The sequence below is a fragment of the Labilibaculum sp. genome (assembly GCF_041595635.1).
In the GTDB taxonomy this organism is placed as follows: Bacteria; Bacteroidota; Bacteroidia; order Bacteroidales; family Marinifilaceae; genus Labilibaculum.
This window is the reverse complement of record NZ_JBFHJW010000092.1, coordinates 1-10,392: the sequence shown is the minus strand read 5'-3', so window position 1 is coordinate 10,392 and position 10,392 is coordinate 1. Positions and strand designations below refer to the sequence as shown.

11 protein-coding genes and 1 pseudogene are annotated in these 10,392 nt (G+C 39.1%); 4 read left to right on the top strand and 8 right to left on the bottom strand.

Features of this window, described 5'->3' with window-relative positions; translation table 11 throughout:
• From ABYT26_RS16700 to ABYT26_RS16690, 3 genes and pseudogenes are all read left to right on the top strand, one after another.
• Positions 1-570: pseudogene (locus ABYT26_RS16700) on the top strand (DUF1343 domain-containing protein); the annotation flags it as partial.
• 206 nt (positions 571-776) lie between these two features.
• Complete coding sequence (locus ABYT26_RS16695) at positions 777-1,547, top strand: threonine/serine exporter ThrE family protein (RefSeq protein ID WP_372755993.1); 771 nt, start codon at positions 777-779, stop codon at positions 1,545-1,547.
• Between the two features lie 3 nt (positions 1,548-1,550).
• Positions 1,551-2,036, top strand: a complete 486-nt coding sequence (locus ABYT26_RS16690) for a threonine/serine exporter family protein (RefSeq protein ID WP_372755991.1) — start codon at positions 1,551-1,553, stop codon at positions 2,034-2,036.
• Between the two features lie 40 nt (positions 2,037-2,076).
• Here the strand turns inward: ABYT26_RS16690 and ABYT26_RS16685 are convergent, their stop codons facing one another.
• The 5 genes from ABYT26_RS16685 to ABYT26_RS16665 all read right to left on the bottom strand — a co-directional run bounded on the left by ABYT26_RS16685 (position 2,077) and on the right by ABYT26_RS16665 (position 7,453).
• Positions 2,077-3,186, bottom strand: coding sequence for an acyltransferase family protein (locus ABYT26_RS16685; RefSeq protein WP_372755989.1), 1,110 nt, complete (start codon positions 3,184-3,186; stop codon positions 2,077-2,079).
• Positions 3,187-3,199: 13 nt separating this feature from the next.
• Positions 3,200-3,730 (bottom strand): GDSL-type esterase/lipase family protein, encoded by a 531-nt coding sequence (locus tag ABYT26_RS16680; RefSeq protein WP_372755987.1) that lies wholly within the window; start codon positions 3,728-3,730, stop codon positions 3,200-3,202.
• The gene (locus ABYT26_RS16675) at positions 3,720-5,033 is read right to left on the bottom strand and encodes an MFS transporter (RefSeq protein ID WP_372755985.1); all 1,314 of its coding nucleotides are present in this window, start codon (positions 5,031-5,033) and stop codon (positions 3,720-3,722) included. The genes ABYT26_RS16680 and ABYT26_RS16675 overlap by 11 nt, the downstream gene beginning before the upstream one ends.
• A 95-nt stretch (positions 5,034-5,128) precedes the next feature.
• Positions 5,129-6,454: a SpoIID/LytB domain-containing protein gene (locus tag ABYT26_RS16670; protein WP_372755983.1), complete on the bottom strand. Its 1,326-nt coding sequence runs from the start codon at positions 6,452-6,454 to the stop codon at positions 5,129-5,131.
• Between the two features lie 75 nt (positions 6,455-6,529).
• A complete protein-coding gene (locus ABYT26_RS16665; protein ID WP_372755981.1) occupies positions 6,530-7,453 on the bottom strand; it encodes a GNAT family N-acetyltransferase in 924 nt (307 codons plus the stop codon).
• 37 nt (positions 7,454-7,490) lie between these two features.
• Between ABYT26_RS16665 and ABYT26_RS16660 the strand changes: the two genes are divergently transcribed.
• Positions 7,491-7,817: a hypothetical protein gene (locus ABYT26_RS16660; protein WP_372755979.1), complete on the top strand. Its 327-nt coding sequence runs from the start codon at positions 7,491-7,493 to the stop codon at positions 7,815-7,817.
• Here the strand turns inward: ABYT26_RS16660 and ABYT26_RS16655 are convergent.
• From ABYT26_RS16655 to ABYT26_RS16645, 3 genes are all read right to left on the bottom strand, one after another.
• Positions 7,777-8,760: a DUF4922 domain-containing protein gene (locus ABYT26_RS16655; protein ID WP_372755977.1), complete on the bottom strand. Its 984-nt coding sequence runs from the start codon at positions 8,758-8,760 to the stop codon at positions 7,777-7,779. The two genes, ABYT26_RS16660 and ABYT26_RS16655, sit on opposite strands and share 41 nt — an antisense overlap.
• Before the next feature lie 46 nt (positions 8,761-8,806).
• Entirely contained in the window at positions 8,807-9,697 is an 891-nt protein-coding gene (locus ABYT26_RS16650) for an N-acetylmuramoyl-L-alanine amidase-like domain-containing protein (protein ID WP_372755975.1), read from the bottom strand.
• 60 nt (positions 9,698-9,757) lie between these two features.
• The coding region (locus tag ABYT26_RS16645; protein ID WP_372755973.1) for a glycosyltransferase family 2 protein at positions 9,758-10,392 on the bottom strand (635 nt) is incomplete at its 5' end.

Genomic DNA, 10,392 nt, shown 5'->3' with positions numbered 1-10,392 from the left:
TGGAAACGAAACATGACTTTTGAGGATACCAGATTACCATGGGTACCAACATCGCCTCATATTCCGAATTCGAAAAGTGCCATTTACTACGCTGCTTCAGGCATACTTGGTGAGTTGTATACCATTTCGATTGGCGTAGGCTACACGCAACCCTTTGAATTATTTGCTGCCGAATGGATTAATGCTGATAAATTGGCTCATAATCTCAATCAGCTTAAAATTCCTGGAGTTTTATTTAGACCTGTTCATTACAAGCCCTACTATTCGGTAGGAAAAGGAACACTATTGCATGGCGTTCAATTGCACTTTACGGATTTTCAAAAAGCTCCTATTTCTCTTATTCAATTCTATGTGATGCAAGAATGTCACCAATTGTATCCCAACAAAAACCCCTTTAGTATATGCAGTCCTTCGCGCTTAAAAATGTTCGACCGAGTGTGCGGAAGTAAAAAAATCAGAGCAGAATTCACAAAAAAATTTCGGGTAGAAGATATCGAAGAACTTTGGGAAGTTCCTCAGTCTTTCATCGAAACATCGCAGAAATACTACTTATATCCTAGCATAAAATAACTTGGGTATTCAAAACTTTATTTTTCCCCACTGTGGAAACAAAATGTATTGAATTCATTAACTTTGCAAAAATTTTTTTTGTATCTCTTACAAGTGCTATGTTTATTACTTCCTAAACAATCTGTAGAGAAAAATTGACTTTCAACAGCAAGTTTAATTTGTAGCAGTTATCAAAGAAATCAAACACAATTTTAAACTAGAGAACAATGGTTTTATCCGAAAAAGATAAGATTAATAAACTTTGTAATATTCTGCTTGAAGTAGGTTCCTTGCTGATGGAAGCTGGAGCCAATACCTTCAGAATCCGGGTAACGGTAATGCGAATTGCCTCGGCCTTTGATTACCATGCCGAGTTATTGATTACGCATAGGGCATTAATGGTGACAGTAAGCAACGAAAAATCGAATCAGTTTTTTAGCCGACTCATGCAAACATCTCCGCATCGGGTTAACTTTAGAATTGTGAGTGGGTTAAGTCGCATGAGCTGGCATGCTGTCGAAGAAAAGTGGGATTTAGAAATGATTAATCAAGAAATTGAACGATTAAAATCGGTTCCTCACTACCCTCGCATGGTAACATTACTCATGGTTGCTTTGGCTGGAGCGTCTTTTTGCCGCTTATTTGGCGGGGAAACCATAGAAATGCTGGTTGCGTTTACAGCCACTTTTGTTGGGCTTTTTATCAGACAGGAGGTTACCAAAAGAGATTTCAACCCTTACCTCTGTATTTTTTCGGCCGCTTTTGTGTCATCGATGATTTCGGGATTAGCTGTTTACTTGCACATCGGTCCCAATCCCGAATATGCTTTTGCAACTTCTGTACTGTATTTGATTCCAGGAATTCCCTTGATCAATTCGCTTCTTGATTTTTTAGACGGAAATATTATTAACGGAATAGTAAGGGGAATTAATGGATTGATAATTACTTTTTCAATCGCCCTGGGCTTGCTTGGCGCGATACTTATTTATAATATTTAAACTATGGAGTGGATTTCTTTTTTAGACACATGGATTTGGTTAGGATTTGCTGCCACAGGCTTTGCAATCCTTTTTAATGTTCCCCCCCGCACTTTATGGTTAATTTTTATTATGGCTGCTCTGGGTGGTACACTAAAATTTATTGGCCTAAAATTAGGTGTCAACATTATACTCAGTTCATTCTCAGGAGCCTTACTTATTGGTTTTTTAAGCGTTCAAGCTTCTCATTTCAGACATTCTCCGCCTTTTGTATTTGCCATTCCTGCTGTAATTCCCATGGTTCCCGGCGCATTTACCTACCGCATGATGTTGGGAATTATCCGCTTAACAGGAGAAAACGACCATGCCCTTTTTCTACAACTTTTACAGGAAACTGTCGACAATGGATTAAGAGCTCTTTTTGTTCTCTCGGCCTTATCACTAGGTGTTTCGGGTCCCATGTTACTCAGTCGAAAATCATCGATGAAAGAAAGCAAACGAAAAAACTAGCTGAAAACAGATTTTCTTTTATATCGATCTTGATTTGGTTTTAGATCTTAATAAATATCTTTCGTCGATAAAGAACCAATACAATCAACCAATACACAAGAATATGTGCTAAGGCAAAAAATAAGGAGCCATTAAGATCTCCTGCCCAGGATGCAAAACCATTTTTATACAGCCAAGTATATCCATTTATTGAATTTCCTGCTTGATCGGAAAAGTGAATCAAATAAATCATCACTCTTACCCAAACTCCCGAAAGAACATAAATAAACAAAGGGTTCATTCCAAAAACCAGAAAAGGATGTGCCCATTTCTTGTAAGCTAAAATATCGATCAGATAAATCATGAACGCTAATACCCATAGCGCTAAACCTGCCGTATACACTACATAAGAACTAGACCAAATTGGCTTATTAATTGGGAAGCCCAGGTTCCAAATCTGGCCAACTACTACACCTAAAAACCCAAATAGCAACAACTTCATTACCAATTTTTTTCGCTCGGTGCTCGCAATTAAATATCCGGAAAGATAACCTAAAATAACTGTTACTATTGCAGGAAGAGTGCTAAACAATCCTTCCGGATCGAAAGGAATACCAAAACCCTGATACATATGGCTAGTACCAAGAATCATGTTATCGAAAGCCTGAGTTGGATTCCCCTCCAAACTATACGGATGATTTCCGCCCAGGAAAAAAACCAAAGCCCAATATGCCAGCAAAATTGCAGAAGAAACATACATCAGGCGAACTTTACTCAAAGACAAGCAAAGTAAACTTCCTATTCCATACGCTAAGGCAATCCGTTGCAAAACGCCCATTATTCTTAAATTTTCCAATTTAAGATGAACAAATGGGAATGCATTCAGAAACAAACCTATAATAAAAATTAGCACCGTTCGTTTCAGGATTTTCTTTCCTGCCGCAGGACTTAACTGATGATTGAATTTTCCGAAAGCGAACCACATGGCTACACCCACCGCAAACAAAAAGAAAGGAAATACCAAATCGGTAGGCGTACATCCGTTCCATTCCGAATGAAGCAATGGAGCATATACATACTCCCAGCTACCTGGTGTATTTACCGTAATCATTGCAGCAATGGTTAATCCCCGAAAGGCATCTAAAGCCATCAATCGTTCCGTTTTTTTCATCACATCGAGTTTTTCAAATCAGATTTTCAGCCTGCAAACAATTCTGCCAAATGCTATATCCAGCCTCCTTTAAATGCAAACCATCGGGAGTATAATCTCTAATAAGTTGATAGGCGTAATTCGAAAACGAAGGATAAAGATCGAGAAGAACTACCTTTTCTTCCTGACAAAGTTCTTTCAATCGATAATTCAATTCCAGAATATTAACACCCCGAACAGAGTCACTTTTAAAGATATTCTCGTTGGTAGGCAAAATAGTTTGAACCACCAATTGCGAGTGAGAAGTTTCCTTGCATCTATGGATTGCAGTTCTAAAATTTTCGAGAATGGTTTTATTGCTGATCCCATTTGCTAAATCGTTAATGCCCATCATCAGGAATATTTTTGTTGGTTTCCAGGCAAGAACCTCATCTAAACGAGAAATAATTTCGGCAGAAGTCTCTCCTGAAACACCAAAATTACCCACTTCATAAGCCGGGAAATATTCCTGCCAGTCACCTTCATAAGTAAGGCTATCGCCTAAAAATGCAATTCTACTCTTCATTTTTATTTGTTTTTATTCCGAATTTAGGATCAACATCAATCAACTTCACCATAATAAAACTTGGAATGGTACAAATCATCACCCAGATAAAAAAGTGTTGATAACCCAACAATTCCTGTAACCAACCAGAAATCATCCCAGGAATCATCATTCCCAGAGCCATTAAGCCGGTACAAAATGCAAAATGAGCAGTTTTGTGTTTTCCTTCCGACACATAAATTTGATACAGCATATAAGCTGTGAAACCAAATCCATATCCAAACTGTTCCACCGCAACCGAAGCGCAGATCAATACAAAAGAACTAGGCAAAGCATAAGACAAATAAACGTAAACTAAATTCGGAAGGTTAATGGCAATAACCATGGGCCACAACCAATATTTAAGTCCTTTTTGCGAAGCTGCATAACCTCCTAAAATACCTCCAACAGTTAGAAAAAGGATACCTATGGTTCCATAAATAATTCCTACCTCGCTGGTGGAAAGCCCTAAGCCACCTATTTCTTTCGTATCCAAAAGAAAGGGAGAAGCCATTTTTACCAATTGCGATTCTCCTAAACGATACACCAAAATCAAGCCTAATATTTTAAGGATGTCTTTCTTCATAAAAAAACTACTGAACGTTTCACCAAAATCGGAAAAGACATTCGAAAAACTTTTTACTTCCCGCTCCTCATCTTCTTTGGGGTGAGGAAGAGCGAACTTGTGATAAAAGCAGAGCACACAAAAACCGGCAGCCAATATGAAAAAGGTCAAAGACCAAGCCATAGGAATATTTGCTTCCGAAGCGCCAAACAGTTTAGATGTTTCTAAATAACCTGCTAAAATAATCAGCAATCCTTGTCCGGTTATCATCGCTAAACGGTAAAAAGTACTTCTGATTCCTATAAAATAAGCCTGTTTGTTGGCATCCAAACCATACATATAAAAACCATCTGCAGCAATATCGTGCGTAGCAGAACTAAAAGCAAGCAACCAGAAAAAGGCTAAAGTAGACTGGAAAAAGAAGGTAGTAGGAATCGTAAAAGCAACACCGGCCAAACCGGCACCTATCAATAATTGCATGCTTACAATCCACCATCGCTTGCTTTTTAAAATATCAACAATAGGACTCCAAAACGGTTTTATCACCCATGGCAAATACAACCAGGAAGTATACAAAGCAATATCCGTATTCGAGATGCCCAATTTCTTGTACATGATTACAGCAACGGTCATCACAACAACATAGGGAATTCCTTCTGCAAAATAAAGAGAGGGAATCCATGCCCATGGAGATCGTGTAGTAGTTTTTAATTTTGACATTGTTCGTTTTTTAGTTTTGAGTTGGCAGATATGAGATCATTCAGACCTGCATTAGCAAAGCCATCTGGTTTTTTCTCATTGCTCTCATCTCGTACTTAATATCTTTGTTCCAATTCAGCTCCCCGAAAATAATGAAGCAAAATTTCATCGTATTTATAACCTTTAGCGCCCATAACAGCGGCTCCAATCTGGCAGAGACCAACACCATGACCCCAGCCGGCACCTACCAAAATAAATTTGGCTGGAATTCCATTCTCTGCTCCCACTTTATCAACAACAAATTCGGAGCTGTACAAATGCGATTCGGAAAGAACTTTACGGATTTCCAATTCTTTTCCGATGATCAAACTGCGTTTTTTGCCTACAATTTTCAATTTGATTAAACGACCCGACTCTCCTCTTTCGATTGGAATCAGATCCAAAATCTGACCAAAGTCTTTACCGGTTTTTCGTTCGATTAATTCAGCTATTTCCCCTTGCGTATAGGAAACTTCCCAACGATAAAAATCCATTGTTTCCTGATCGTAATCGTTTAGTACCTGCGAAAGAATTTCTTTATCAGTTGTATTGCAAAAAGCTTCTGGCGAAGTACGAATCCAATTCTCAGCAAGGGCTTCCTTTTTCAAATCCAGACCATGATTTTCCGGAACATTTGGCTGATCGACAACCGCCTGCAGATAGCTATGCTGAACAGGTTCCCAAACATTTTCGAAAGTCTCTGCCACACCACCACAGCATTTTGAAAAACGAGCATCGCAAATTTCCCCATCACTAGTTAAAACCACGCCGCGCGTTTCGGCTATTGCCTCAACCACCAAAGGTGTCGATTGCTTGGTGATTCCCTGATAGCGCTGACAATGATCATCGGCGCAGACATCAAAATTCACATGATCTTCGCGATCGTACCAACGAATATACGAATCCTCTGTCTCAACAATGCTCTGATAATTAGTATCCGATTTTTGCAATTCTTCTCCCTTAATTACCTGAGCCATTAACCACGAACGGGAAATAATGGCATGAGCCTTTAGCAACTCCAAACTACTTGTTGCACTCATTTCCGAGGAGATCACACTCACCAAATAATCTTCTAAGGAAAGCACATTAATTGCCCTTACTTTTTCATCCTCACAAATAAAATACAAAGCCCCTTTAAAACGCTGATTTTCTTTTCGCTCCCAGTGAAATTTTATTCCGATCGTCACATCGAACAAATCGAAAGATCCTTTTTCATATTCTTTTGGGTAAAACACCAATTCGGTATCTGAAAGACCATCGAAAGTAATTTTCCCATTATTATATTTGAGAGTTTGCTTTCCCGTATATTCTTTTTCGTTAGATCGAAGCAAGTAAATTCCGTGTAGATAAAACGAAATCTCTTTTTCGCACATGATTCCAACTCGTAATTGTGGTTCGTTCATTTTTATTTGATTTTAGTTGCAAATTGCGAAACAATAAAGCTCAATTTTTACCATCCCGAATCTTATAAACTTTATCTAGTTTAACTTTTTTTCGTAACGCCAAAACACTCTTTCTACAATCGCTCCCGCATGATGAGAATAAAAATCGATAGGCCCAACCCAGGGAATAATTGCCTGATGGAAGCCCAAATTTTTCAAATCAGCCAAACAGGCGAATAATAAAATTTTTCCAATTCCTTTTCCCCGTAAATCGGGATGAGTACCCATAGGTCCAAACCAGGGCATCCCTTTATTATTGGCCGAATGTGCCGAAAAAGCCTTAATTTTCCCATTCAACTTTGCAATGTGAATGGCAGGTGGCTCATTCTCAAAAGCCATTTCCAATTCATATTGCCAAAGTTTCCATTCTTCGGCCACAAAATCCATCAACTCTTTTTTATCCTCTTCCCGTGCCCGTAAAACTTCAATATTGTCAGCTTCTAATTCCTTTATTTTTTCCTCGTCCATCCATTCTTGTGCCGATAAATCAACCGAAAGGTTAGCCGTATCGCTAAAGCGATTGAAACCCAAACGCATGGCAAAACAAAGAGCCGGCGTGTAGCGCGGATCGATTCCCGGCATAAAATAGTTCATGGGAACATCGCCCAATCGCATTACATCAAGCTTTCGCAATCGCAATTCCTTTTCCAGCAATTCATACATACTACGGGCAATTCCTTTTCTTTGGCAGGATGGATTCACAGCCATCATTTTCACATAGCCATAGTTCACCGCCCGAATATCCATGCGATAGGTTCCCATTAAAAAACCAACAATCTCATCTTCTTCCAAAGCAATCCAAATCAAATTCAAATCGAAAAAAGGATCTCCGTAAATTTTCTCGTGCAAAAGCTCCCGACTAAAGGAATCGAACCCATAGGCATTCTGACACAAAGTCAAAACGGCCTCAAAATCCTTATCGTGATATTGTTGTAGAGTATGGATTCTCTTTTTTTTCATTGCATTGGGTTTAATTTGCAGTAAAGACTGTTAACAATTGCATTCCGACAGTCTACTTTCTCATTCAGACCGTCTACTTTCTCGTTCCGACAGCCTACTTTCTCATTCCGACAGCTTACTTTCTCGTTCCGACAGCTTACTTTCTCATTCCTACAGCTTACTTTCTCATTCCGACAGTCTACTTTCTCATTCCGACAGCTTACTTTCTCATTCCGACCGTCTACTTTCTCATTCCGACAGCCTACTTTCTCATTCCGACAGTCTACTTTCTCGATCCGACGGCATTTTCACCTGCCTTTCAATTCAACTCAGAAGGCTCCCCTTTAAATTCGATTCTCTTTTAGGGAAGCACATAGCTTCCTGAAAAATTCATCATCAACACTTACCTGTTTAAAGATATCCACAATGTCATCCGAAGTGATTTTCTCAAAATCTTCGCGACGAGGCGTAATAAACACCCCGCCAAAATCGACTGAAGCCGGACTAATTAGCAACTGATCATCGCCTTTGGCAAAATATTGACTAGGACGATGCAATTTTCGGGGAAACAAATGCATAATGTACTTTCCCTCTACAAAAGAGCAGATAGCATTCAGCATGGGTTCCTTTTCCTCGGGCTGCATTTTTGCAAAACAGCTGTAAAAAATAGAAACCGCACGCAACATGTCCTCCTGATTTTCCGATTCGATGGAAATCATTTTACGTAGATAGTTCGAAAAAGCTCTCATCTCCACTTTCGATGAATCGGATAACAGTTCCGATTGTGATTTTTTCAACACTGCATACTCGCTGTCTACCGGCATAAAATTTTTATTTCCTGCCTGAAAATGCATGTGATCGGGTGCCGAAGCTCCACATTTAGGCCCATTGTAAAAAAGAGTATAGCCTTCCAGACTTTTGGCCAAGGAGAGCATTCCCGAAATATTTTCCGCAAAAGCCTGATCGACATGTGCCTTTTTAGGAATGGTAAAATGCTGTGGAATAATTGGGAAGGGATTCACCAAAATCACAAAATCGTCGCCTTGTGCAATGCCTTTCTGTTCTGCAGGCAGATTCTCCAAACACAAAAAACAGGCTCGTTCCTGTATGCTTTTGGCATCTACTTTTGCCGTCGACGATCGTATTCGCTCGGGATTGAACTGCACTTTAATTGTAAAACCGTCGAACTGGAATTCTTTTTCTTCCAAATGCTCCAGTCCTTTGTAATTTCCGCCTGCCAAAGGCCAATCTTTCAACTGCTGATTTAGGAAATCGCTAACTATCTGTACGGAAGATTTTTCTTCCAATAAATGCTCTAATTTATCCATCAAAATTCACTTTTAAATCCAACAACACTTTCGTGATTTCAAGAGTCTACTGCAAGCGGCACACCATAATTCCCGATTGATACTTACTGTTCATGAGCATATCGGCTAAGGGAAGATCCGAAATCACAACTTTTTTCTGTGCACTCGAAGCATGCAATAAATGCAAGCGATGATCTACATGAATGGCAATACCAACATGAGAAATATCCAGGCCTTTTATTTGCGTTGTGATAGCAATTAAATCGCCATTGTGAATTTTGTCTTCTACCTCTTGAATTCGATCTTCCGGCAAGTAAAAAAGTTCTCTTTTATTGATTTTGTTTTCAGTTTCGCGAATCTTCGCTACCAAATTGGAATCAGCTTGCAAAGCAGCATAGCTATCTACATGCGAACTCATAAAATTGATCGTCTTATTGTATTTTTCGCCACCAATTTCAGCCGTTATATTTTTTACAATTCCTTTCTGTTCATTTTCATAGATCCAATCCGAAAAATAGTGCAAACGGGAAGAATAGTCTGTCATTTTTCCATCTCGGTAACGAAGCGCTTCCATCTCCTCCAAAAAATCAGTAGTCTTCACCATTTTATGAGAGAAAAGCTCCGAAAGCACCACCACATTTTCCAGAAAAGTCGTGCAATCCAGTTCTTGTAAATTTACCACCAAAGCTTCCTGTTCATTTTCCTCTAAAGTTGCCGCAACATAAGGTGTTTGCAAAAACATTTTGGCCACTTCAATCACACGGTCTCCCATCGCAAGAGAATCCAATGAATTCGATTCTGCAAGTTCCCGAAGAGAATTGAAGATCGCCTGATCAGAAGAATCAGCAAGCTGAATTTCATTCTGAACACGTTGATCCTGTCTTTTTTTATCCCTTCCTTGACAAGAGACAATAAAAAACAGTAAAACAGATAAAAACGACAGAATTTTATTCTTCATGTTCCTATTTTTAAAGCCTTCCGAAAAGACGAGCTATTCGAAAGACCATTTAATTTGATACTACATTAATTTTCGTGCTTTCAATTCTATGGTACGAATACGATCTTTATAGGTATTGTGTCCGTTCATTTTCTCGATATCCAGGGAAGCATCCGAATTATCGTCCCAACGGCGACACAGATAGATGGAATCGTAAATTCGACCAATTTGATAGTTTCTCGAAATGGCCAATCCTAAAGCGTAATCCTCGCCATAATTCACATTTGGAATTGGATTTTTTCTTAAAACAGGAGTATAGAATGCTCTAGGAGCTCCCAATCCATTAATTCGAAGTGCATTATTTCTACCATTTTCTGGTGTCCATTCCTTATGATCGATAATTCCAGGAGGAATCTCTTCCAAAGCAAAGTTCACCATCTGATAGGTACCCACTACCATAGCGCAATTTTCACGATAAAAAGCATCCACCACTTTCTGAATCGTGTTTTCATTCGCATATAAATCATCGCTATCCAACTGAATGGCAAATTTACCGCAAGCTTCATGAGCAACGGCTTCGTTCCAGCAGCCTCCAATACCTAAATCTTTCCGTTCCGGAATAATATGGATCAAACGATCATCCAGAGCAGCATATTTCTGAATAATTTCCGTTGTTCCATCGCTGGAATAATTATCCACAATAATCAGGTTGAAAG

What these genes read in the sequence shown, in the direction of transcription:
- ABYT26_RS16675 (WP_372755985.1), bottom strand. Translation starts at nt 5,033, where the DNA reads ATGTCAAAATTAAAAACTACTACACGATCTCCATGGGCATGGATTCCC.
- ABYT26_RS16665 (WP_372755981.1), bottom strand. Translation starts at nt 7,453, where the DNA reads ATGAAAAAAAAGAGAATCCATACTCTACAACAATATCACGATAAGGAT.
- ABYT26_RS16650 (WP_372755975.1), bottom strand. Translation starts at nt 9,697, where the DNA reads ATGAAGAATAAAATTCTGTCGTTTTTATCTGTTTTACTGTTTTTTATT.
- ABYT26_RS16655 (WP_372755977.1), bottom strand. Translation starts at nt 8,760, where the DNA reads ATGGATAAATTAGAGCATTTATTGGAAGAAAAATCTTCCGTACAGATA.
- ABYT26_RS16685 (WP_372755989.1), bottom strand. Translation starts at nt 3,186, where the DNA reads ATGAAAAAAACGGAACGATTGATGGCTTTAGATGCCTTTCGGGGATTA.
- ABYT26_RS16670 (WP_372755983.1), bottom strand. Translation starts at nt 6,454, where the DNA reads ATGAACGAACCACAATTACGAGTTGGAATCATGTGCGAAAAAGAGATT.
- ABYT26_RS16680 (WP_372755987.1), bottom strand. Translation starts at nt 3,730, where the DNA reads ATGAAGAGTAGAATTGCATTTTTAGGCGATAGCCTTACTTATGAAGGT.
- ABYT26_RS16690 (WP_372755991.1), top strand. Translation starts at nt 1,551, where the DNA reads ATGGAGTGGATTTCTTTTTTAGACACATGGATTTGGTTAGGATTTGCT.
- ABYT26_RS16695 (WP_372755993.1), top strand. Translation starts at nt 777, where the DNA reads ATGGTTTTATCCGAAAAAGATAAGATTAATAAACTTTGTAATATTCTG.